The organism is Sphingomonas sp. R647 (genome assembly GCF_020177055.1).
GTDB lineage: Bacteria > Pseudomonadota > Alphaproteobacteria > Sphingomonadales > Sphingomonadaceae > Sphingomonas.
Genome location: NZ_JAIQXT010000007.1, coordinates 131,853 through 155,187 on the forward strand (window position 1 = coordinate 131,853; position 23,335 = coordinate 155,187).

A 23,335-nucleotide genomic window follows, 5' to 3' on the forward strand; every position below is an offset into this window, starting at 1 on the left:
GCGTAGCTTGCCCACCCTTGAAGATTTTACCCGGATCGCGTCCGGGCGTTTTTCCATGTGTGCGCACCGCCGCAGGAATACGGTGGAGCGTCGCAGCTATGATAGGAGACGGCAGAAGGGCTGGGCGGCGGCGCGCATGAATCTTTGCAGTCGTGCCGGCGCAGCGCGTACGAACAAGATGGTGAACGCCGGACGTATCGCGGCGTTGGATTGTCTTCAGGTGAGTCGCTGAAATGAGGAATCGCCGGCTTTTGTCCGGGAGACCTTCACGACTTAATCAACGCTTGCGGCGCTCAGACGCACGAAAGCCCCGCGCGGAGGGCACGCGGGGCTTATCGACAGACGTCCGTAAGCGGGATCAGGCGGTCGCGCCGACCTCAGCCTCGTTCCAGCGCAGCGCCTTGAGCACCGTATCGACGATGTGTGGTGCGTTGAGCCCCGCCTCGTCATATTGCAGTTCGGGCTTGTCCTGATCCTGGAAGCGATCGGGCAGGCGCATCGTGCGCAGCTTCAGCCCCGCATCGATCAGCCCCTCGTCGCTCGCCATCGTCAGCACATGCGCGCCGAGGCCGCCGACCGCATTCTCCTCGATCGTCACCGCCACTTCATGCGTGGTGAGCAGGCGGCGGATCATCGCCTCGTCCAGCGGCTTGGCAAAGCGCAGGTCGGCGACCGTGGTCGACAGTCCCTTGGCCTCGAGCGCTTCGGCGGCCTTGAGTGCTTCGGCGAGGCGGGTGCCGAGCGAGAGGATGGCGACCTTCTTGCCCTCACGCACGATCCGGCCCTTGCCGATCTCCAGCACCTGCGGCTCGGCGGGCATCTCGACGCCGACGCCATTGCCGCGCGGGTAGCGCAGCGCGATCGGCCCCGAATCATGTTCGACGGCGGTGCGCGTCATATGCGCCAGCTCCGCCTCATCGGCGGGGGCCATCACCACGAAATTGGGCAGCGAGGCGAGATAGGTGACATCGAAGCTGCCGGCATGGGTGCAGCCATCGGCACCCACCAGCCCCGCGCGGTCGATCGCGAACCGCACCGGCAGGTTCTGGATCGCGACGTCGTGGACGACCTGATCGTAAGCGCGCTGGAGGAAGGTCGAGTAGATCGCACAGAACGGGCGCATCCCCTGTGCCGCAAGGCCCGCGGCGAAGGTCACGGCATGCTGTTCGGCGATGCCGACGTCAAAGCTGCGCTCAGGATGCGCCTTGGCGAACTTATCCACCCCGGTGCCACCGGGCATCGCCGCCGTGATCGCGCAGATGCGTGGATCGGTCTCGGCGAGCTTCGCCAGCGTTTCGCCGAACACATTCTGATAGGCGGGCGGTCCCGGGGGCGCCTTGGCCTGGGTGCCGGTGATGACGTCGAACTTCTGGACGCCGTGATATTTGTCCGCCGCCGCCTCGGCCGGGCCATAGCCCTTGCCCTTTTGCGTCACGACGTGGATCAGCACCGGGCCTTCCTTGGCGTCGCGGACATTCTCGAGCACGGGGATCAGGTGGTCGAGATTATGGCCGTCGATCGGGCCGACATAATAAAAGCCCAGTTCCTCAAACAAGGTGCCGCCGGTCGCCATGCCGCGGGCATATTCCTCGGCCTTCGATGCAGCGCTGGTCAGACGGCGCGAAATCTTGCCGGTGATTTTCTTGGCGAGGTTGCGCAGCCCGAGATATTCCGAGCTGGAGACGACGCGGGCGAGATAGGCCGACAGCCCACCGACGGGCGGCGCGATCGACATGTCATTGTCGTTGAGGATGACGATCAGGCGATTGCCGGCCTGTTCGGCGTTATTCATCGCCTCATAGGCCATGCCCGCGCTCATCGCGCCGTCGCCGATCACCGCGATGCCCTTGCCCGGCGTCCCCGCCAACTTGTTCGCCATCGCAAAACCGAGCGCGGCAGAGATCGAGGTGGAGCTGTGCGCTGCGCCGAACGGGTCATATTCGCTCTCGGCGCGCTTGGTGAACCCCGACAGCCCGCCGCCCATGCGCAGCGTGCGGATGCGGTCGCGGCGCCCGGTCAGGATCTTGTGCGGATAACATTGGTGGCCAACGTCCCACACCAGCCGGTCGTCGGGTGTGTTGAATACGTAGTGAATCGCGACCGTCAGTTCGACTACGCCGAGGCCAGAGCCGAGATGGCCCCCGGTCGTGCCGACCGCACTGATCGTTTCGGCGCGCAGCTCATCGGCGAGCTGGCGCAATTGCGACGGCTTGAGCTTGCGCAGGTCGTGGGGCGTGTCGACCGTGTCGAGCAGCGGCGTCGTGGGAAGTTCAGACATTCGACCGCATTTACTCCAGCGCGTTGAACCTGTCCAACGCCTGACACCGCTGGCCATGAAAGGTCATGAGCAAAAGCTGAGCGATGGGTGAAAAATGGCGGTGACGCAGCGTCAATCGCGGCCGAGTGCCTCGACTGCGGCCACCGCCGCATCGAAGCGTGCGTCCCAGTCACCACGAATCGCGATCCAGCGCACCCCGGACTCGTCGAGCACATCGCGGCACAGGCGTGCGAACTGCCCCCGACTCGCGTCGGTTCCATAAATACGCGTGCCGTCGTCGATCCACGCGACATCGGGTTCGAGCAGGAGGTAGAGGTCGGCGCGCGGGTGCTGCATCAGCGCATTGGGTGCGTCGCCCAGCATCATCCGCGCCCAAGCCGCCGTCATCAGTGCATCCGTGTCAGCGAACAGGTAGCGCGTCGCCCAATGCTTCCACGCCGCGATCGTCGCGCTCTGCGCCGCGCCGATCAACGTCAGGTCTGCGGCGTCCATGTCGACGCCATGCACTTCGGCCTGCGCGCGGCCATATTCGGGGACCCAGACGCTGTCGAAATGCCGCGCCAGCCGCTCGGCCAGCACCGACTTGCCGGTGCTTTCGACGCCGTGCAGCACGACGGTGCGCGTGTAATGCGCGCGCACCGGGCCGGGCAGGAAGGCGGCATGCGCCCAAGGGTCGGCGCGCACTGCACTGCCCGACAGGCCGCCAATTCCATGCGGGTCAGCCGCCATGATCCGTCCGCCCAGCGGCACGAACAGCCCGCCGACCTCTTCGGCAAGGCGCTTGCCATAATCCTCACCCGCGAATAGCAGGTCGATCGGATCGGGATGCGCCGTGCGCACGATTTCGCGCCAGATCGGCCAGAAATCGGGGCTCTCGTCCGGAGCCTGCGGCACCGGCGCGCCGTGGCCGATCACATCGCAATCTGGAAGCAGCTCGCGCATCCATGCCAGCCGCAATTCGCCGGGAATGGGGTCGTCGGGTAGCCAGCACACCAGCACCGTCAGCCGATCGACCATCGCCCGCGCCGCGCGCGCGAGCGTCAAATGCCCGGCATGCGGCGGCATGAACTTGCCGAGCAGGAAGCCGCGAGTCACCGCGCCACGTCCATCTTCGCGCGCCAGGCGAACAGGCCCCACACTGCCATGCCGAGGAAGATCGCGTAGAGGATTGCGGTTGGATACAGCCCGCGGCTCCAGAACAGCCCGACCCCGACGATATCGACCGCGATCCACAACAGCCAGCTTTCGACGCGGCGCTGCGACTGCAGGATTTGCGCCGCGACGCTCATCCCCGCCACTGCGGCATCGGCATAGGGTGCGGCGGCATCGGTAAAGCGCGCCATCGCCGCGCCCCATGCGATGCTCGCCAGCGCGGTGCCGGCGATCCAGCCGACGCGCGCAGGATAGTCGAGCCGGGTCACGGCGATGCCATCATCCACCCGATCGCTGCGGCTCCAGTTCCACCAGCCATAGAGTTGGATGACGAGGAAGAAGATTTGGAGCAGCGCGTCGCTGTACAGCTTCGCGTCGGCGAACACGAAGAAGTAGAGCGCGACCATCGCGATGCCGAACGGGTAGTTCCACAGGCTGCGCCGCGCCACCAGCGCGACATTGATCAGCCCCAGCGCCGCCGCGGCAAGCTCGACCGGGTTCAACTTGGTGGCTTCAGTCGCAGTCGGCGCATTTGCCGCGCACCTCGATCACCGGGCGCACGGGTGAGAAGCCCGCACCTTTCGCGGCTGAACGGACGGTGCGGGTGATCGTATCATCATCGAGATGCGTGGTATTGCCGCACGAATCGCACACCAGGAAGATGCAGTCGTGCAGACAGTCGGGATGCGCGTTGGCGACATAGGCGTTGGCGCTTTCGACCCGCCGCGCGAGGTTCGACGTCACGAACAGGTCGAGAATGCGATAAACGCTGTTCGCCGCGACCCGCCGCCCTTCCCGCTTCGACACCGCCTCGGCAATGTCATAGGCGGATGCGGGTTTGTCGAACCCGGCCAGCACCTCGAAAATCGATGCGCGCATCGTCGTCCATTGCTCGCCCGCCTTTTCCAGAGTGGCCTGGGCGGCGACGGTCAGGTCGGAGCCATGATGTTCGTGATGATCGTGCGCGTGCATGGGTGAAATGTAGGCGCGCGAACGCTTCGCAGCAAGCGCGCGCTCAGTACGTAGCGCGGCGGTTGAGATCGTGGCCGAGGGCGAGGATCGCAACGCCGATCACCGTCCACACGATCTCCGGCCCGCCATGCTCCAGCGTCAGCGCGCCCGCCATGATGCCAAGGCCGAATGCACCGACCGCGGCCGGCATCATATAGCCATGCTTCATGATGCCACGGCCCAGCGCGACGATCCCGAACAGGATCGCGGCGACCAGCCCGACTTCGTGAATCAGCGGATGCATCAGCGACCCCGCCGCCGACGCGAGCGCCAGCAGCACCGTCGTCGCGAGACAATGCGCCAGACACAAGCTCGACAGCCCGATCGCGAAGCGATCGAAGCGCGTGTCGATCTGTTCCCAGAATCGGGGGGCGATAGCCGGCTGCATGACCCAGCATATAGATCGCCGCCAGAAAAGTTACAACATCACATGCACCGGGGGACAGGTGCCCCGTCTGGCATTTGTGGTTACGGGCGGGTACATGGATTCCGTGTCCGAATTCCGCCATCCCATCCGCCCGCGCGCCATCGCCAATTGGCTGACGGTCGTCGCCATCATGATCGTCCTGATCGTCGTCGTCGGGGGCATCACGCGCCTGACCGAATCGGGGCTGTCGATCACCGAATGGAAGGTCGTTTCAGGCATCCTTCCGCCGCTTTCCGAAGCGGCGTGGCTGGCCGAGTTCGACAAGTATAAACAGATCCCGGAATATCAGCAGATCAATCAGGGGATGAGCCTGGCTGCGTTCAAGTTCATCTATTTCTGGGAGTATATCCATCGCCTGCTGGCGCGCGTGATCGGCTTTGCCTTTGCCGCACCGCTGCTGTGGTTCGCGTGGAAGCGCGCGATTCCCAAGGGCTATGGCCTGCGCCTGACCGGCCTGCTGGTGCTGGGCGGGCTGCAGGGCGTGATCGGCTGGTGGATGGTCAGTTCGGGTCTGGCCGAGCGCACCGACGTCAGCCACTTCCGGCTTGCCGCGCACCTGTTGCTGGCGCTGTTCATTCTGGCCACGCTGACCTGGACGATCCTCGATTTGCGTCAGTTGGCGCGCGATCCCGGCTATCGGCCGGCGCGACTCACCGGTTTCGGCTCCATCGTCGCGCTGATCCTGTTCGTGCAGATGCTCTATGGCGCGTTCACTGCGGGGCTGAATGCCGGTCTGGTGACGAATGAGTGGCCGATGATGAACGGTAAGTTCTTCCCGTCCGAGGTGCTGGCGGTGCGGTCGCTGCTCGATGCGGCGGTGAATGATCCCGCGATGATCCACTGGATTCATCGCTGGTGGGCATGGGTCGCGGTCGTCGCGCTAATCCTGCTTGCCCGCCGCGCCCGCGCAGCAGGAAGCCGCGAAGCGTCAGTGGCGATCCACAGCGCCTTCGGCGTCCAGATCCTGCTCGGCATCGCCACCGTGATGACCGGGGTCGATATCACGCTGGGCGTACTCCACCAGTTTGTCGGGGCGCTGCTGGTGATCGCCACCGCTTGGGGCCTGCATGTCACCGGGCGACGCCTGCGCGGCTATCGCGCATGAGCGACATCGCGCTGGTCTACGCGACCTTCGCCGATGAAGGCGAGGCCGAGCGGATCGGACAGGCGATGGTCGAGGCGCGGCTCACCGCCTGCGTCAACCTGTTGGGGCCGTGCCGCTCAATCTATCGCTGGAAGGGCGCGGTCGAGCGCGGTGACGAGTATCGCGCCTTGTTCAAGACCACACCGGAGCTGGCCCGCGAACTTGCCGATGCCATCGCCGCAGCGCACAGCTACGACCTGCCGGTGATCGAAATCTGGCCGGTGGCCCCGGGCGACGCGGTTCTGGATTGGGTCCGGGCCGAAACGCGGTGATCGCGGTCGCGCTGCTGATCGCGACGCAGGCCGCGCCCGTGTTCGCGCCGCCGCTCGACCGGCCGCTGACGATGACGACCGAAACGGTGCGGACCGAAGGGACGACGACGCGCCGCTTCATTGCGCATCGGACCGTCAGGTTCTCGGCGGCACCGGACGGCTATCGCGTGACGGTGACGCTGGATGCGGCCGCGCCGGGCGAAGAGGACAGCGACCCGGCCGGGCTGTTGCGCGCCGGCTTTGAACGGCTGGCGGGGCGCACCGTGGTGCTCCAGCTCGACCGCGCCGGCGCCGTAGTCGGCATTGACGACCTCCCCGCGACCTGGCGCGCAGTCACCGACGGGATGGCGGCGCTGGCCCCGACCGGCACCGATCCGGCGACCCGGAAGCGCGCCGCGCGCGTCCGCGCGATCGTCGCAACGCTCGCGACGCAACCCGAAGCGGCACAGCGCCGAATGATCGGCTCACTGGTCACCCCCCTGATCGCCCCCGAGCTGGTCGCCGAGGCGGCGACCCCCTCCCCGCCCCGCGCGGTGCGGGTTCCCGCCACGTCGGTCTATGGCAAGGCCGAGCTGGACGGGCTGCGCGCGGTGCGGTCTCGCCCCGACGGCATCGAGATATCGGTCAGCGCGACCGGCCCGGTCGCAGTGGGCACGGCCAGCGCGACCATCACGCTCGAAACCCTGCGCCGCATCGATCCCGCAACCGGACTCGTCGTCGAAAGTCGCGAGCAGGTCGAGACCCTCGCCTCCGATGGCAGCTTGCACTCCGAACGGCTGACGGTAACTCGGCTAACGCGCTAGTTTGATTCAGCTGCGCTGAATTGCGGCACCGGCCCGCTCCCCCACCCGGCCACCCATTGAAGGTACTTTGTGGGTGGCCGGGTGGGGGAGCGGGCCGGTACCGCAGCGATCCGGTTCACCCGGATCGACCAATAAGGTATTCCAATACCCGTCAGCAATCCCGCCATTTGCTTGACTTTTGACTCTCATTTCGTCAATTGGCCGCCGTTCGCGCCGTCCTGCGCCAGTTTGGCAAGGGGCGGCGTCATTCATTTAAACCCAAGAGGTCTGGCCCCATGAAGGCGCTCATGAAGACCACCAAGTCGGTAAAGCCGGCCGAGGTGGAGAAGAAGTGGCATATCGTTGATGCCGAGAATCTGGTCGTCGGTCGCGCTGCGGTCGTCATCGCCAACGTCCTGCGCGGCAAGCACAAGACGAGCTTCACCCCGCATGTCGATTGCGGTGACAATGTCATCGTGATCAACGCGGACAAGGTGCGCTTCACCGGCAAGAAGCTGGCGGACAAGGTCTATTACAAGCACACCGGCTATGCTGGCGGCATCAAGGAAGTCACCGCGCAGAAGGTGCTCGAGGGTCGTTTCCCCGAGCGCGTTCTGGAAAAGGCGGTCGAGCGCATGATCCCGCGCGGCCCGCTGGGCCGTCAGCAGATGCGCAACCTGCGCATCTACAAGGGCGCCGAGCATCCGCATGAGGCGCAGAACCCCGAGGTCCTCGACATCGCCGGCATGAGCCGCAAGAACAAGGTGGGCGCATAATGTCCGACAATCGCCAGTCCCTTTCCGATCTGGGTGCGATCGCCGACGGCGCGCCTGTTGCCGAAACCACTGAAGCCGGCGTTGCGACCCCCGTGGTTTCGACCATGCCGCTGCGTCAGCAGGAAATCGACAAGCTCGGCCGCGCCTATGCGACCGGCCGTCGTAAGGACGCCGTTGCCCGCGTGTGGCTGAAGCCCGGTTCGGGCAAGATCACCATCAACGGCCGCGATCAGGAAATCTATTTCGCGCGTCCGACGCTGCGTCTCGTCATCAACCAGCCGTTCGGCGTTGCCGAGCGTGACGGCCAGTATGACGTGATCTGCACCGTCAAGGGCGGCGGGCTTTCGGGCCAGGCCGGCGCGGTCAAGCACGGCATCGCCCAGGCGCTGACCAAGTATGAGCCGACGCTGCGCGCGCCGGTCAAGGCGGCCGGGTTCCTGACCCGCGATCCGCGCGCCGTCGAGCGCAAGAAGTACGGCAAGGCGAAGGCCCGCCGCAGCTTCCAGTTCTCGAAGCGCTGATCGACCGACAGGTTCGATCTTCGATATGCGAAAGGGCGGTCCGCACGGGCCGCCCTTTTTCGTTGGGCGAGGTGTTGCCCGGACGCATCGCAGAACGACGAACATGCGACGCCACGCACGTGTGGCCTTGACGCGCGCCAAAAGCCGCATAGCCTTCCTTCATGACCGCGGGCCCCGGTGAGGCTCGCGATATATTTTGGGGGAAATCATGAACTTTGCTCGCACCACGCGCGCCAATCTGTTGCTGTCGGCCGCCGGATTCGGCCTGTGCGCGATTGCCGCGCCAGCGCTCGCCAATGACGGGACGACGGCGGGGCCGCGCATCGATTCGGCCGGCGCCTCGCTCGACGCACATGGCAGCCGCCCCGACGCGGCGATCGACATCGCCCACGCGCCGGGCGCAGCACTGACGCAATCTGGCTATGTTTCGCCGGATGAGGCGGAAGACACGCCGCAGATCACGATCAACAACGGCTTCACCCCGGTACAGGCCTATGACCCGGTCAATGTTACCGGCATTGGCCAGATCATCACGGACTCTGGCGGCGGCTTCATCGGCACCTGCACCGGGACGCTGATCAATCCGCGCACCATCATCTTCGCCGCACACTGCGTAAACACGCGTGCGGCAACGGCCTATGGTGCGAACTCGGGCGGCGTCGGCGTCGGCGTCGGGTTTGAGACCAACACCCGCGCTAATGCCGCGGGCCAGACCGATGAACTTGTTCGCTGGCTGCTTGGTGGGACCGGCGGCGCTGGCCGCTTCCAGAGCAACACGGCCCAGCATTTTTACAACATCAACCAGGTTTTCTACGACCCCCGGTCGCTGAATGCCGCGTCTTGCACGTCGGCGACGTCCTGCTTCCTTGAGGCGGATGTCGCGACCGCGGTGCTCGACACTCCCGCCGCGGGCGTCCCGACCTGGGCGCTGCTCTTCTCGCCGCTGCCCACCCCCGGCGCGATCGATCCCGCAACCGGCACCGGCTACCATGTCAACATCGGCGGCTATGGCAGCTTCGGCACCGGCACCACCGGTGCGTCGAGCAGCGGCAACTTTCGGCGCCGCGCTGCTGAGAACATGCTGGGCGCGCTTGTTTCGCTCAACACCCGTAACGAATTCCTGTTCGGCACGGCCGGCTCGCCGTCACGTCCGCAGCAGCTGTACTTCCTCGACTTCGACGATCCGGCACGCGGCACCGCGACGGCAAACACCCGCGACTTCAACGGCTTTCGCGACAATGCGCTGCCGCGTGAAGGCCTCACCGGCCCGGGCGATTCGGGTGGCCCGCTGATCCTGGACCGGACCTTTTCGAAGCAGGTGGTGATCGGCGTCCTGTCGGGCGGGTCGACCTTCTTCGGCGGCCAGCCCGGCGGCAGCTACGGCACGCAGAGCTTCTACCAGCCGCTGTTCCTCTATTGGGACTGGATCGTCGCCAATAACCCCTATCGCTACGTCACTGCGGTCGCGGGCAACCGCAATTGGGAGGATGGCGCAGCCTGGGTGACCGAACTCGATCCCAATTATCAGATCATCACGGGCGGCCAGCTGGTCAACGGCCTGCCAACGCATCTGGGTGGCGCCAATTCGGGCAATGCGCAGGAGTTCGGTGAGCTGTGCTTCGAGTCGCCGAACACCTCACCCAACCCGTCGTCGGAATGCTATAATCTGGCGACCGGCGTGTTCACCTCGAACCTGCCGACCGGCGCGACCGAAAGTGGCGCGCCTGAGATCGCAAACGTAACCGGAAGCTACGGGCTCGTCGCCGGGCTCGATCAGGCGCAGGCAACGCCAGGCTACACCGACACCGCCGCCCCGGCGCCTACGCTCGCCAACGGTTTGCCCGGCGCGACCGGCTTCACGCCCAACAATGTCGACGGCGTTCGCACCACCGGCCAGATTGGTCGCTATTATGACGTGACGCTGCGCAACACCGGGGTCGTGACGCTCAACTCGGCAGTGACGATCGACCGCTTCAGCATCATGGGTGCGACCTCGCAGCTGACCATCGCCAGCGGCGCATCGCTCACCAGCCTGATGGAGATCCGCCAGAATACCGGCACGATCGTCAACAACGGCACGCTGGCGTCGTCGGGTGACTATCTCCTCCTGTCGGGCCTGCTGACCGGGTCGGGTCAGGTCAACGCCCCGTTCACGACCAGCGTGCTGGGCAGCTTCGCGCCGGGCACGATCGGGACCACCGGCACGCTGACCTTCAATGGCGGGCTCGTCTTGTCGTCAGGCTCGGGCTACCTCGTCGACCTTGGTGCCAGCGGCACCTCTGACCGGATCGTCGTGGCGGGCGCAGCCAATCAGGCCAATCTGGGCGGCAACCTCCAGATCAGCTATTCGGCGGCAACGCTCCGCGCGGGCAACAGCTACACCATCCTGACCGCCGCAGGCGGCGTCGTCGGCACGTTCAACACCCCGGCGTCGATCAGCGCGATCCTGCGCCCGACGCTGACCTATTCGACCAACTCGGTCGTGCTGAACATCGCCGCCGGCACCTATACCAGCGTCGTTCCAGCATCGAACGTCATCGGATCGACCTGGGCGCGCCTGCTCGATCAGAACCGCAGCCAGCAGGCGAGGTTTGACGGCCTGTACGGCCCGCTCGACCTGCAGAACGCATCGACGATCATCAGCACACTCGGCAGCTGGGCGCCGGCATCGGAGACGACCGCGCAGACGCTCGGCATCGCCACCACCGACGCCAACTCGACCTTCATCCGCAACCGCCTCAATGGCCTCGACCCCGCCAATCTCGGTGGCTCGCTGGCGCATTATGGCCGTCCGGTGCAGGTCGCAGCGCTCAACCTGATGCCGGCAATGGGCGCAGCCCCGGTGCGCAGCGATGCCGCCACGCCGATGATTCAGGAAGGCGCACTGCCCGAAACGATGAGCGGCTTCATCTCGGGCGGCTATCTCAACGGCGATGGCGCAGCGATGTCCGGCATGGGCGGTCGCGATAGCTATAATGGCTGGTATGTCGGCGCAGGTCTGGAAGCCTCGCTCGGCGACACCAGCCTGATCGGCTTCGCCTTCACCTATACCGACACCGACGGCACGGCATCGTTCGGCGGCCAGAGCGCAACGGGCGAGGCGTTCCAGGGGACGCTCTACGCCAAGAAGAGCTTTGGCAGCGTCACGCTCGACGGTCAGGTCACCGCTGGCGCGCTGGGGGTCAAGACCCAGCGGACCGCAGGCTTCCTCGGCACCAACTACACCGTGCGTTCCAGCGACAGCGCGATGATCGTCGGGACCGAACTGGGCCTCGGCTTCGACCTGGGCAATGACGCGATCGAGATCGCTCCGCGCATCGCCGGGCGGACCACCTGGATCGATTTCGGCAGCGCGCAGGAATTGGGTGGGCCAATGGCGCTGGACATCGACCGCAACGACTATGAAAGCTACCAGGGCCGCGCCGGGCTGACCGTCGCGGGCAAGTCGGATGGCCTGCGTCCGTTCGTCACCGCCACCTATGTCCATGAGTTCGGCGATCGTCCGGCCACCGTGGGCGCCAATCTGGTCGGCGGCACCGGTGCCAATGTGGCGTTCGCGCTCAACGGTCAGGACAAGGACTGGGGCGAAGTGTCGGGCGGCCTGACCTTCCGCACCGGCGCGGTGGATCTGTCGGTCTCGGCCGACTCGACCTTCCTGCGCTCGGACCTGTCGGCACAGACCTATCGCGGATCGATCACCTTCCGCTTCTGATCGCCAGCCGAACGTCTTGATGAAAGGCCGCTCCCTCGGGGGCGGCCTTTTTCATTCCATCTCGCGGATTTGCGTCTCCAGTTTGGCGTCCACCACGCGCAGCTCGTTGAACGACGGGCGCGTGTCGCGCACCCGTTCCGACAGGGTTCCGGCACCGATCAGCCGCACCGGGCCGGTAGCGGTCGGGTGGGTGATGTCGAACGCGTCATGGACATGGCCGGTCAGCACGCCATGCGCGCCCGCCGCTGCCAGCGCCTCCAGCGCCGCACGCCCGCCGCGCGTGTTCGATGTACTGCGCGTCCCCGCCTCGACCAGCGGATGGTGGCAGGCAATCAGCACGATATGCCCGTCGGGCGCATCGGCGACCTGAGTGAGCGTCCGGTTGATGGCTCGCCCGCTGACATAGCCCTTCGACCAGTTCAGCCGCAGTTGCGCGCGCGCCGTCGTCTTGAGCGGCACGATCGACACACCGCGCAGTTCAAGCGGGCGCTCGATCATCCGCTCCAGCGCCTGAAACCGCCGATAGGGCGTCACGAAGCGCGCCCAGGGATTGAAATAGGGCAGGTCGTGATTCCCGACCTCGACCGTGATCGGGCGTCCGAGCGCTTCGAGCCACGCCTGCGCCGCGGCAAACTCATGCTGGCGCGCGCGCATCGTCAGGTCGCCGGTGACGATCACCGCATCGGGCTGCTCCTCGGCGACACGATCGGCAAACCAGTCGAGTGCAGCGCGGTCTTCGGCGCCGAAATGAATGTCGCTGACATGGAAGAGGCGCGTCATCCCTTCACCTCCCGCGTTGCGAGGAACACGGGCGCAGTGGTCCCGCTGCCCACGATGGTCCCCGGCTCGAGCGTCACCGGCTCACCGTCGAACAATGCGAGCACCGGGCGGCTGCTGAACGGCGCGATCTGCTGCGCCCGTCGCTGTGTCACCGCGCGCGCAGCGACCCAGTCGCCGGTGAGCCACGACCAGCCGAGCTCGGCAATCGCGCCCCAGTCGCGCGCATCGATCGCATCGACGCGCAGCCCGGTATCGGTCGGCGCGACGAAGATCGCCTGATAGCGCGCGTCCATGCCCGGCACTCCGCGAACCCTGAGCCCCCGGCCAAAGGTGCGCCGCCACGCGTTACGTACCGCACCGACCATCCGCGCCAGCCGCCCCGCGCGCGCAGCCTCGCGCGCCCTGCCCCAATGCGCCGCCGGACCAAGGATCAGGCCGACAAAGGCGCGGTGCGGCCCCGCCTCGACATAGGGCATCGCCACCCGGCGCGCCTCGCGATGGGCGGCATGGACGATCGCCGCTGGGTCCGCATCGCCGTGCAGCGCCTTGGCCAGCATGTTCATCGTGCCCCCAGGCAGGATCAGGAATGCGCCATCCCACCCCGCCAGCGCGCACAGCGCCGCATTGATCGTCCCGTCGCCTGCGAACAGCACCACGGTATCGACATCGGCCGCGTCGAGCGCGGCAGGATCGGGGATGGCGTCGTTGGGAAAGCGGGTGCGGCCCGCCAGCGTGAGGCCGCGCTCGTCGAACACCGCCTCCAGCGCATCGCACTTCTCCTGCGTGGCCGAGCCGGATTGCGGATTGGTGATGAACCACAGACGTTCCATGCCGCGCCAACGCATGACGGGCGGATTGTTTCGCGTCGTACACAAAAAAGGGGCCGCATATGCGGCCCCTTCCGGTAGTGGAACGATCGGATCAGCCCTGCTGATCGGCGTCCGCTCCGTCATTGTCGCTCTGCTCGTCCGGTGCGCGGTCGCCCTGCGGGTCCTGCTGCTCGCGCGGCTGCTGGTTCTGCTGCCGATCGACATTCTGGTTGCCCTGCTGGTTCTGCTGGCCGCCTGGGGTCTGGTCCTGCTGACGCTCGTTCATGTCACTCTCCTGGAATCGCCCACTCGTGGAAGCTCAACCGATGAGGAGCGCAAAACGGTCCTCGGCTCGTCGCATTGCCGGGCCCGAGTCAGAATCAAAAAAGGCCCGCCAACTCAATGAGCTGGCGGGCCTATAATGGTGGGCGTGGCAAGGATTGAACTTGCGACCCCTGCGATGTCAACACAGTGCTCTACCACTGAGCTACACGCCCACTCGCCTTGCGGCGAATCTCGGGAAGCGGCGCTTTAGCGGGGGTCGTCTCCCCTTGCAAGCACCTGATTTCAATTAGAGCTCGGCACCTGCTCCATCTCGAACAATCGGTCAACCTCCAGCACCAGATCGCGGAGGTGAAATGGCTTGGACAGCACGCGTGCCTGCGGCACCTGCTTGCCTGCCTTCAGCGTGACGGCGGCGAATCCGGTGATGAACATGATGCGCATGTCGGGCGCGATCTCGGCGGCGCGTTGCGCCAGCTCGATCCCGTCCATCTCCGGCATCACGATATCGCTGAGCAGCAGATCGAACCGTTCGGTCTCGATCAACGGGAGCGCGGCGGTACCGCGGTCAACCGCGGTGACGGCATAGCCGGACTTTTCGAGCGCACGCGCGAGATATTCGCGCATCACCTGATCGTCCTCGGCCAACAAGATCCTGATCATTCACCCCTCGCCCGCGGCCGATGCCTGCGCCTGCCCGTCGCGATACTATGCGCGAAGCCCTTAAGAAATTCCAGCCATGCGGCCCCGTTGATGTCGGGGCTGGGCAAGCGGGGCGTTGCGATGGCGCGCATCGGGGCATAGGTTCGATTTGTGAGCGTGCCACCGCCCTTTGACCGCCACGGGCCAGAGCTTCCGGCCTCGCCCATTGTGCTGTCTGTCCCGCACGCCGGGCGCGATTATCCGCTACCGCTACGCGCGGCGCTCCGCGTACCGCTGCACAGCCTGCTCCCGCTCGAGGATCGCCACGCCGATACGCTGGCGCTGGCGGCGCGGGGCAGCGAAACCATGCTGGTCGCCACCCGACCGCGCGCCTGGATCGACCTCAACCGCGCCGAGCATGAGCGCGACCACCGGATCGACGAAGGTGCCGAGCCGGTGCCCGAGGCGGCACAGTCGCTCAAGTTGCGCAGCGGTCTCGGCCTTATCCCCCGCCGTGCAGGGGGTGCCGAGCTGTGGCGTCGCCGCTTCGCTGCAGAGGAGGTGCGGGCACGGATCGAACAGGACCATCGCCCCTATCACGCCGCCGTGGCCGATGCGCTGGCAGCGGCACGCGCGCGGTTCGGTGTCGCGGTGCTGATCGACGTCCACTCGATGCCCCCGCTCGGCGTCGGCGCGGCGCGCCTGGTCATCGGCGACCGCTTCGGCCGGTCGAGTGCCGCCCGCTTCGTCGCGCGGATCGAGGGGGTCGCGCATGCCGCGCGGGTGCGTAGCGCGCTCAACACGCCCTATGCCGGCGGCCATGTGCTTAAGCGCCACGCCGATCCGGCGGGCAATATCCACGCGATCCAGCTGGAGTTCGACCGCAGCCTTTATCTCGACCGCCGCCGCGATCAGCCAGGACCGGGTCTGGAGGAAACGGCACGACTGCTGCGCGCGATCATCGATGCGGTCGCCGATGAGGCGCTGCCCCTCGCCGACGCCGCGCAGTAGGCCCCGGATCCGCTTCACGCATAAAAAAACCGCCCGGTGTTACCACCGGGCGGCCTAGGTTCAGGGAGGAGACACGCCCGAGGGCGTGCCGCGCGGGTCCGCGAAAGGGGGGACACGAAACCGCGCTACAAACTTTATAGTTACGCTTGACCGTGGCTTCAAGGCCACAGTTCAAAATGCGACGAGTGGAGGGATGGGACGAGGTCAAACCCGTCATTTCCAGCCGAGATCGGCGGGAAGCACCTCCGGAGCCGGCTGAGCGGCTCCGGAGGGAATAGGTCAGACGGCCGGAGCGATCTGCGGCGCGACGGCGCCGATCGCCATCTGGCGACCGAAAATCTCGCGGACCAGGCCGAGCGAGAAGAGGTGGGCGTAGATCAGCGGCAGCATGCCGTTCTGCTGAATCTTGCGCAGCTGGTCGCCGCGCAGCTCGTTGAGCTTTGCCTCATCGACCATGCGGAAGCCGCGATAGATATACGGCTGAGCAGCGCCATCCGGCTGGATCGCGACTTCGCCATCCATCAGCAGGCCCATGTCGTTCAGTTCCTTGAGGAACGCGCCGGTCTTCTGACCCGCGATCTCGAATTCCTCGTTGAACTTCAGGATCTGCTGGACCAGCTCGGTCGGCTTGCCGTCCTCGAACAGGGCATCGCCCTCATCGAACGCGCCGATCGAATCGGTGCTCGGGTCGAAGCACAGCGACAGCTCTTCCGAATCCGGACGCAGCCGGGCGAGCAGGAAGGGATAGCGGCGGATATAGGCCGGGATGTACATCGGCTCGGTCCCGCGCGGCTTGCCGTCGGTGTCGAAGAAGACGTTTACGCCTTCGTTCAGGCCCATCAGCGCCAACGGCACCGGCTCCTCACCCGCCGAAAAGACGATCGGCATATGACGCTGAACCAGCGGGAATTCCTCGACGGTCAGCGGCACGGCGTGCTGCTTGCCCAGGAACGGCGCAGTGGTGGCCGGACGAATACGGAAATTGCCATGCATCTCGCTCGAGAGCGGGAGAAGGTCGTTATAGAAAACGGGAAGACCCTGTGCTTGCGGCGCGCTGGCCATGAAATTCTCCTGGATTTAGGTGTGCGCGGTCTATTGGTCGGCGCGCGCGGGTGCAAGCGTAACCAGTTTCCCTGGATTGAACAGATTGTCCGGATCGAATGCGCGCTTGATTGCGGCGAGTGCGTGCATGCGCGCGGGCGAGGACAGCCGCGCCAGTTCGTCGCGCTTCATCTGGCCAATTCCATGCTCGGCCGAGATCGATCCGCCGGCAGCGATCACCAGATCATGGACGAAGGGGCTGATTCGCGCCGAATTCTCCGCGACCCAGCCGCGATCGGCACCTTCGGGTGCGCGCACATGGAAATGGACGTTGCCGTCACCCAGATGCCCGAACGCCCCTGCGCTGGTACCGGGAAACGCGGCCTCGACCGCCGCCGCGCCGTCGATCATGAAGTCGGGCATCGCCGCGACCGGGACCGAAATGTCGTGCTGAAGCGCGGGGCCGCTTGCGCGCTCCGCCTCCGAAATCGAATCACGCAGCTTCCACAGCGCCTCAGCCTGCGCCTCACTCGCCGCAATCGCCGCGTCGCAAATCAGGCCGCGTTCCAAACCCGCCGCGAGCAGGCGCTCGAGGATTTGTGCCGGCGCCTCCGCCCCGGCGTCGCTTGCCACCGATTCGATCAGCACATGCCAGGGATGCGGCCCCGCCAGCGGATCGCGCGTGCCGGGGATGTGCTCGAGCACCAGCGCCAGCGAATGCGCGGGCACGATCTCGAAGCTCTCGATCGAATCGGTCGCCGCCTCGCACAGCCGCAGCAGCTCAAGTGCGGCATGCGGCGTTTCGACCCCAACCCAACCGACCGCGCGTGCCGCCACGGCGGGGACCAGCTTCAGCGTCGCGGCGGTGATCACGCCCAGCGTCCCCTCCGCCCCGACCAGCAGCTGGTTGAGGTCATAGCCGCGATTGTCCTTCTTGAGCGGGGCGAGCCCGTCATGGACGGTGCCATCGGGCAGCACCGCTTCGATCCCCAGCACCAATGCGCGCATCGTCCCGAAGCGCAGCACCTGCGTCCCGCCGGCATTGGTCGACACCAGTCCGCCGATCGTCGCGCTGCCCTTGGCCCCCAAGGTCAGCGGAAAGCGCCGCCCCTGCGCCAGCGCGGCATCGTGCAGATCGGACAGGATCACCCCGGCCTCCGCCACCGCCAGCCCTGCATCGGTATCGACCCGGCGAATCGCGTTCATCCGCCGCAGCGACAGGATCGCGGCAGTGCCATCGGCAGGCGGAGTCGCACCGCCGACCATCGATGTATTGCCCCCCTGTGGCACCAGCGGCACGCCATGCGCAGCGGCGAGCGTGACGATCGCGGCGACATCCTGCGTCGATCGCGGCTGGAGCAGCAGTGCCGATGCGCCATGATAGCGTCCGCGCCAGTCGGTCAGCCACGGCGCAATCGCATCCGAATCGGTCACCACCGCGTCCGCACCGATTCGCTGCGCCACGGCAGCGGAGAGAGCGGACAGGGCGGCGGTGGGATCGGGCGCAGTCATGGCGGCGCGCTACCATGACGGGACGGCGCGGGGCAATTCATCCACTGTTCAACAGGGGCGCGTATAGGGCATCATGACATGGTGAAGCTGTTGATCGCGTCCCTCTCTGCTGCGCTGCTGCTGCCCCTTGGAGCCTCGGGGCAGGGCAAGCTACAGCCGTCGGCAGGCGCGTCCTCCCGCCTCGCGCAGGTGCGGATTCAGCAGCATATCGTGATCCGCGTGCCCCGCCCCGACCCGGTGCGCCGCATGGCCGCCCCGCCCCCTGCCCCGCTGCCCCCGATCGCCTGGGTCGAAAAGCGCACCGACGATTGCGTCAGCGCCGACGCGCTGTCGGGTGCGGCGATCATCCGGTCGGACAGCGTCGATCTGGTCCTGTCGGGTGGCCGGCGCGTGCGGGCCAAGTTGGGCAGCGAATGTCCCGCGCTCGATTTCTATGCCGGCTTCTATGTAAAGCCCAACAAGGACGGAAAAGTCTGTGCCAAGCGCGACGTGTTCCGCTCGCGGGCGGGTGGCGAATGCCGGATCCGGTCGTTCCGCGCGCTGACCCCGGAACGCTGATCAGCCTTTACCTTGACTTTTTGCGCGCTTTCCCGGAGAGCGCCTGAGTTTACTTTGAGGGGCGAGCCCCCGTTTTTCCGGACATCTGAATGAGCTTTGCCGATCTCGGCCTCTCTGACGAATTGCTGAAGGCCGTTACTGAGGCCGGCTATTCCGAACCCACCCCTATTCAGCGCCAGGCGATCCCGTCGGTGCTGATGATGCGCGACCTGATCGGCATTGCCCAGACCGGGACGGGCAAGACGGCCAGCTTCGTGCTCCCGATGATCGATGTGCTGGCCGAAGGGCGCAGCCGCGCGCGGATGCCGCGCAGCCTGATCCTTGAGCCGACCCGCGAACTCGCCGCGCAGGTGGCCGAGAATTTCGAGAAATACGGCACCTATCACAAGCTCAGCATGGCGCTGCTGATCGGTGGCGTTCAGATGGGCGATCAGGTCAAGGCGCTGGAAAAGGGCGTCGACGTGCTCATCGCCACGCCCGGCCGCTTGATGGACCTGTTTGGTCGCGGCAAGATCATGCTGAACGATTGCAACCTGCTGGTGATCGACGAGGCAGACCGGATGCTCGACATGGGGTTCATCCCCGATATCGAGGAAATCTGCACCAAGCTGCCCGCGAACCGTCAGACGCTGCTGTTCTCGGCAACGATGCCGCCGCCGATCAAGAAGCTGGCCGACAAGTTCCTGTCGAACCCCAAGACGATCGAAGTCGCGCGGCCCGCCAGCACCAATCTGAACATCACCCAGCGGCTCGTGCCCGTCAGCAACAGCGCCGCCGCCAAGCGCGAGGCAGTGCGCCGTCTGCTCGAGCGTGAAGATGTGCGCACCGCGATCATCTTCTGCAACCGCAAGACGACGGTGCGTGAGCTCAACAAGAGCCTCAAGCAACACGGCTATCGCTCGGCGGAGATCCATGGCGACATGGACCAGTCATCGCGCATCGCCGAGCTCGACCGGTTCAAGGCCGGCGACGTCAACATCCTCGTCGCATCCGACGTCGCGGCACGCGGGCTGGACATCAAGGGCGTGAGCCACGTGTTCAACTTCGACGCGCCCTGGCACCCGGACGATTATGTCCACCGCATCGGCCGCACCGGTCGCGCGGGAGCGACCGGCACCGCATACACGCTGGTGACCAGCGCGGACGCCGAAGCGATCGAGAATATCGAAAAGCTGCAGGGGCAGAAGATCGAGCGGATCGGCGAACTCCCGGCGGCTGAGCCTGAAGAGGCGAAGAAGCCGCGCGGCCGCAAGGCCAAGCCGGCGAAGGACGCTCCGGTCGAGGCTCCGCCCCGCGAAGCCAAGCCGCGCGTCGAGCAGCCCCGCGAAGAAAAGCCCCGTGAGGATCGCCCGCGCGAGGCACGGCCCCGCGACGAGCGCCCGCGTGACGACCGTCCCCGTGATGACCGTCCCCGCGACGCGCGCCGCGACGAACGCCCCCGCCGCGACCGCCGCTATGAGGGGCGCGACGATGGTCCGGACGGCAAGGACGATGGCGGCTGGAATGGGCCGATCCCCGACTTCCTGAATTTCACGATTCCCGCGTGACCGGGTCTGAGGACGAGGATGATTTCCTCGCCTTCACCCCGGTCCCCGGCGTTGCCAGTCCGTGCATCGGCGTCTGCCGCATGCGCGACGACGACGTCTGCGAAGGCTGTCTGCGCACGCTCGACGAGATTGCGGAATGGTCGATCGCCAGCGATAATCGCCGCCGCGCGATCCTGGATGCCCTCGCAGCAAGGAGCTGACGGGCAGCGCGCAGCATGGAGGGATGATGACTCGACAGCTATGGCGGCTTGCCGCAGCGACCATCGCGCTAACGCTGGCCGCAAGCGGCGCTGCACAGGAACCGACCCGCAGCTGGCGTAAAGCGGCCTGGACGATGCACACGCTCGAGCCCGCGCCCAAGGAGACGCGCCGCGTCAAATGGGGCGAGCCGGTGTTCCTTCAGCCCGTCGCTCTCGCCGAAGCTGCGATCATCACTGACGACACGAGCATCGAACTGGCCGGGATGCCGCTGGCGAAAGCGCCGGTGACGCTGCGTCTGGCCAAGGGCGCGCGCTTGTATCGCGTTGCGACCGCCGAAGCCGACCACCGCGTCTATTGCGGCGGCGACAGCGGCTACAAGGCCGCGAACGCCATGATCAAACTCGAATCCCGCCTGTGCTTGGTCGATGAGAGTGGCGACGGCGTGTTCGATCAATTGATGCTGGGCACGCTGAGCCGTCCGCCATCTGGCTCTGGCCCGTTCGGCGGTGTCGCCTTCGAACTCGTGCGCCTCATGTTCACCGGCGATGCAGGGTTCCAGCCGATGGTGCTGAGCGCTGATCCCCGGCACCGCGTCGCGGTTCGCTTTACGACAACCCGCCCCGACACGCGGCTGTTCTCCGTCGGTCCCGTGCTGATGCGTGAGAAGCAGGGCGTTGCCGCCGGGCTTATGCTCATGGGCGAGGAGGGCAAGGGCCGGGTTACTACATTGTTCGACCCGGCGATCGATGGCCCCGCGACGGATCGCTACCCCAAGATGCTGGCCAAGGAACCACAGTTCAAACATCTGCGTCCGATCCAGCTTGATCGCCTGCCCTCAACGATCGACCTGGGCGGCGCGGCGCTGATCGTCCGGGCCATCGACGCGGACGGTGCGGAGGTGGAGATCGTCAGGGACTATGGCGACGCACCCGTGCCGGTGGCGCTGGCGGGATTGATCCTGCAGGATGCCCAACAGCCTTAAGCGCTGCATTTGCGACATCGCCACCCGTACGGCGTCCCCGCCCTCTATAGGGCGGTATGCGCCTCGCGACGATTACCAACTGGGCCTATGGGGCCACGCTTGTCCTGACGCTTAGCTCGGGCGTGACGATGTTGCTGGCATCCGATGCCCATGAGCGGGAGCGCGCCGCCGTCGCGGACCGCCATGCACTGCAACGGGCAACGACCGATCTGGGCAAGAACATGTTCCTGTCGGCCGATCATGCGCGCCAGTTCGTCGTTACCGGCGACCCGGTCTATCGCATCCTGCATTACCGCACCGGGAAGGCGCTGAGCGATGTCGAGGCAGGGATCGCGCCGCTTGCGAAGGCGGGCGCCCTGCCCAACGAGCTGCGCACGCTGCGCGAGGCGATTCGCTGGTCGCAAACGATGGGCGACCAGCAGCGCGCGGCGATTCTCGCCTATCGCCGGGGCGATCGGGAAACCGCGCAGCGCATTCTGTTCGGCGAGGCACATCAACGCGAGCTCGACCGGGCCAAGACCTTGCTTGAGCGGTTCGAGATGCAGATCGAGACCCGCACCGCCAACCAGATCGAAACCGCGACCCGCTTCGCGCGGCTATGGCGCACCGTGTCCGAAATCGTGCTCGCGACCACGGCATTGCTGTTTCTTGCCGTGCTCTATTTCATCTTCAAGCGGCGCGTGCTGCGCCCGGTGGTGCGGTTGAGCGATGTCGTCACCCGCCTCGCCGCGCAGGACTTCTCGGCCGTCCCGCCACAGATCGACCAGATCGACGAGATCGGGGACATGGCGCAGGCGATCCACATTTTCCGCGCCAATGGCTTGGAGCGCCTGCGGCTCGAGGCCGAGCGCGATCGCGATCTGGCGGTACGCGACACGCTGGCGCGCATGACCCAGCGGATGCAGGGGTGCGACGATCTCGACGGCCTGATCGGCGTTGCCCTTCGCTTCGCGCCGGAAATCGCACCAGATTTCGCCGGTCGGCTTTACCTGATGGACATAGCTGCGGGCGAGCTTCGTGCGGCGTGCGAGTGGCTTGCCCCGGTCGGATCGCGCGACGGCTTTCCGGCGTCAGCCTGCTGGGCGCTGCGGCGCGGACAGCCGCACCGCCCCGCCGGCGGCGCGATCGACGTGCCGTGCCTGCATCTGGCCGGTGATCAGGAGCCGACCCGCGACACGCTGTGCCTGCCGCTGACAGCGCATGGGGAGATACTGGGCCTGCTGTACCTTGAGCCGCGCCAGGGCGAACCCGCCGCCGCCGTCGCGATGCCCGCACCCTATCTGTACATGCTCGCGGAGAATATCGGCCTCGCCCTCGCCAATCTGCGGCTGCGTGAGGCGCTGCGCGCGATGGCGATGGTGGACGCGCTGACCGGGCTGTCCAACCGCCGCCAGCTCGAGGAGCGGCTGGCAGGTCTGCTTTCGACCTCAGGCCCGAACAGGGCGCCGCTGAGCTGCCTGATGATCGACGTCGATCACTTCAAGCGGTTCAACGACACGTATGGCCATGATGCGGGCGACGCCGTGCTTCGCGCGGTCGGCAAAGTGCTGGCTGACGGCACGCGCGGCGTGGGTGACGCGTTCCGCTATGGCGGCGAGGAATTCACCATCCTGCTCCCGGTCGACGCCGAGCACGCCGCCGAGCGCGCGGAGCGGATCCGCGCACGCGTTGCCGAGCTGGAAGTTCGCCATGATGGCAACATGGTTGGCCCGGTAACGATCTCGATCGGGCTGGCGGCAGCGCCCGAGCATGTCGCAGCCGACCAGTTGATCGCGACCGCCGATGCGGCGCTGTTGCGTGCCAAACAGCAGGGCCGCAACCGCGTGGAGATCGCAAAACCGCGTCACCGTCACGCCGCCTGAGCGCTCCGGAAGGTCATTTCACCGGGGAAACAA

General features: G+C 66.3%; 23 protein-coding genes and 1 tRNA gene. 12 read left to right on the plus strand and 12 right to left on the minus strand.

The annotated features are described in order from the left end of the window. Nucleotides 1-358: 358 nt before the first annotated feature. The 5 genes from dxs to K9B35_RS17790 form a co-directional block, all read right to left on the minus strand. Nucleotides 359-2,278 carry a 1-deoxy-D-xylulose-5-phosphate synthase gene (dxs, locus tag K9B35_RS17770; protein WP_224923334.1) on the minus strand — a complete coding sequence of 640 codons (1,920 nt, stop codon included), beginning with the start codon at nt 2,276-2,278 and terminating at the stop codon, nt 359-361. A gap of 111 nt (nt 2,279-2,389) precedes the next feature. Beyond that, a complete protein-coding gene (locus K9B35_RS17775; protein ID WP_224923335.1) occupies nt 2,390-3,373 on the minus strand; it encodes an AAA family ATPase in 984 nt (327 codons plus the stop codon). Next, a complete protein-coding gene (gene pnuC, locus K9B35_RS17780) occupies nt 3,370-3,933 on the minus strand; it encodes a nicotinamide riboside transporter PnuC (protein ID WP_224923336.1) in 564 nt (187 codons plus the stop codon). Before pnuC ends, K9B35_RS17775 begins: the two co-directional genes overlap by 4 nt. 10 nt (nt 3,934-3,943) lie before the next feature. Continuing rightward, a complete protein-coding gene (locus tag K9B35_RS17785) occupies nt 3,944-4,402 on the minus strand; it encodes a Fur family transcriptional regulator (protein ID WP_224923337.1) in 459 nt (152 codons plus the stop codon). A gap of 43 nt (nt 4,403-4,445) precedes the next feature. After that, a complete protein-coding gene (locus tag K9B35_RS17790; RefSeq protein ID WP_224923338.1) occupies nt 4,446-4,829 on the minus strand; it encodes a MerC domain-containing protein in 384 nt (127 codons plus the stop codon). A 94-nt stretch (nt 4,830-4,923) separates the two neighbouring features. Here K9B35_RS17790 and K9B35_RS17795 point away from each other — a divergent pair, with 94 nt between their 5' ends. From K9B35_RS17795 to K9B35_RS17820, 6 genes are all read left to right on the plus strand, one after another. Next, entirely contained in the window at nt 4,924-5,973 is a 1,050-nt protein-coding gene (locus K9B35_RS17795) for a COX15/CtaA family protein (RefSeq protein ID WP_412103482.1), read from the plus strand. Beyond that, the gene (gene cutA / locus K9B35_RS17800; protein WP_224923340.1) at nt 5,970-6,284 is read left to right on the plus strand and encodes a divalent-cation tolerance protein CutA; all 315 of its coding nucleotides are present in this window, start codon (nt 5,970-5,972) and stop codon (nt 6,282-6,284) included. The genes K9B35_RS17795 and cutA overlap by 4 nt, the downstream gene beginning before the upstream one ends. Next, nucleotides 6,281-7,087 (plus strand): hypothetical protein, encoded by an 807-nt coding sequence (locus K9B35_RS17805; protein ID WP_224923341.1) that lies wholly within the window; start codon nt 6,281-6,283, stop codon nt 7,085-7,087. Before cutA ends, K9B35_RS17805 begins: the two co-directional genes overlap by 4 nt. 275 nt (nt 7,088-7,362) lie before the next feature. Continuing rightward, nucleotides 7,363-7,842, plus strand: coding sequence for a 50S ribosomal protein L13 (gene rplM, locus K9B35_RS17810; protein ID WP_224923342.1), 480 nt, complete (start codon nt 7,363-7,365; stop codon nt 7,840-7,842). After that, nucleotides 7,842-8,363 (plus strand): 30S ribosomal protein S9, encoded by a 522-nt coding sequence (gene rpsI, locus K9B35_RS17815; protein WP_224923343.1) that lies wholly within the window; start codon nt 7,842-7,844, stop codon nt 8,361-8,363. The genes rplM and rpsI overlap by 1 nt, the downstream gene beginning before the upstream one ends. Before the next feature lie 208 nt (nt 8,364-8,571). Further along, a complete protein-coding gene (locus K9B35_RS17820; protein WP_224923344.1) occupies nt 8,572-12,075 on the plus strand; it encodes an autotransporter domain-containing protein in 3,504 nt (1,167 codons plus the stop codon). 51 nt (nt 12,076-12,126) lie between these two features. On the opposite strand, the gene K9B35_RS17825 is transcribed toward K9B35_RS17820, so the two are convergent. The 5 genes from K9B35_RS17825 to cpdR form a co-directional block, all read right to left on the minus strand. After that, on the minus strand, nt 12,127-12,855 hold the full coding sequence (locus K9B35_RS17825; protein WP_224923345.1) for a metallophosphoesterase family protein: 729 nt from the start codon (nt 12,853-12,855) through the stop codon (nt 12,127-12,129). Beyond that, nucleotides 12,852-13,685, minus strand: a complete 834-nt coding sequence (locus tag K9B35_RS17830) for a diacylglycerol/lipid kinase family protein (protein WP_224923346.1) — start codon at nt 13,683-13,685, stop codon at nt 12,852-12,854. Before K9B35_RS17830 ends, K9B35_RS17825 begins: the two co-directional genes overlap by 4 nt. Before the next feature lie 91 nt (nt 13,686-13,776). Continuing rightward, complete coding sequence (locus K9B35_RS17835) at nt 13,777-13,950, minus strand: hypothetical protein (RefSeq protein ID WP_224923347.1); 174 nt, start codon at nt 13,948-13,950, stop codon at nt 13,777-13,779. A 136-nt stretch (nt 13,951-14,086) separates the two neighbouring features. Further along, nucleotides 14,087-14,161: transfer RNA gene (locus tag K9B35_RS17840), tRNA-Val, on the minus strand. A gap of 70 nt (nt 14,162-14,231) precedes the next feature. Next, entirely contained in the window at nt 14,232-14,609 is a 378-nt protein-coding gene (gene cpdR, locus K9B35_RS17845) for a cell cycle two-component system response regulator CpdR (protein WP_224923348.1), read from the minus strand. A gap of 150 nt (nt 14,610-14,759) precedes the next feature. Here cpdR and K9B35_RS17850 point away from each other — a divergent pair, with 150 nt between their 5' ends. Further along, nucleotides 14,760-15,599, plus strand: coding sequence for an N-formylglutamate amidohydrolase (locus K9B35_RS17850; protein ID WP_224923349.1), 840 nt, complete (start codon nt 14,760-14,762; stop codon nt 15,597-15,599). 279 nt (nt 15,600-15,878) lie between these two features. On the opposite strand, the gene K9B35_RS17855 is transcribed toward K9B35_RS17850, so the two are convergent. After that, on the minus strand, nt 15,879-16,661 hold the full coding sequence (locus tag K9B35_RS17855; protein ID WP_224923350.1) for a SapC family protein: 783 nt from the start codon (nt 16,659-16,661) through the stop codon (nt 15,879-15,881). A gap of 30 nt (nt 16,662-16,691) precedes the next feature. After that, nucleotides 16,692-18,152, minus strand: coding sequence for an FAD-binding oxidoreductase (locus K9B35_RS17860; protein ID WP_224923351.1), 1,461 nt, complete (start codon nt 18,150-18,152; stop codon nt 16,692-16,694). Nucleotides 18,153-18,230: 78 nt separating this feature from the next. Here K9B35_RS17860 and K9B35_RS17865 point away from each other — a divergent pair, with 78 nt between their 5' ends. The 5 genes from K9B35_RS17865 to K9B35_RS20315 all read left to right on the plus strand — a co-directional run bounded on the left by K9B35_RS17865 (nt 18,231) and on the right by K9B35_RS20315 (nt 23,302). After that, complete coding sequence (locus K9B35_RS17865; RefSeq protein WP_224923352.1) at nt 18,231-18,710, plus strand: hypothetical protein; 480 nt, start codon at nt 18,231-18,233, stop codon at nt 18,708-18,710. An 89-nt stretch (nt 18,711-18,799) separates the two neighbouring features. Then, entirely contained in the window at nt 18,800-20,257 is a 1,458-nt protein-coding gene (locus K9B35_RS17870) for a DEAD/DEAH box helicase (RefSeq protein ID WP_224923353.1), read from the plus strand. Further along, nucleotides 20,254-20,457, plus strand: a complete 204-nt coding sequence (locus tag K9B35_RS17875; RefSeq protein WP_224923354.1) for a DUF1289 domain-containing protein — start codon at nt 20,254-20,256, stop codon at nt 20,455-20,457. The genes K9B35_RS17870 and K9B35_RS17875 overlap by 4 nt, the downstream gene beginning before the upstream one ends. 26 nt (nt 20,458-20,483) lie before the next feature. Then, on the plus strand, nt 20,484-21,440 hold the full coding sequence (locus tag K9B35_RS17880; protein WP_224923355.1) for a hypothetical protein: 957 nt from the start codon (nt 20,484-20,486) through the stop codon (nt 21,438-21,440). 56 nt (nt 21,441-21,496) lie between these two features. Continuing rightward, nucleotides 21,497-23,302, plus strand: a complete 1,806-nt coding sequence (locus tag K9B35_RS20315; RefSeq protein WP_318245985.1) for a diguanylate cyclase — start codon at nt 21,497-21,499, stop codon at nt 23,300-23,302. Nucleotides 23,303-23,335 lie beyond the last annotated feature (33 nt).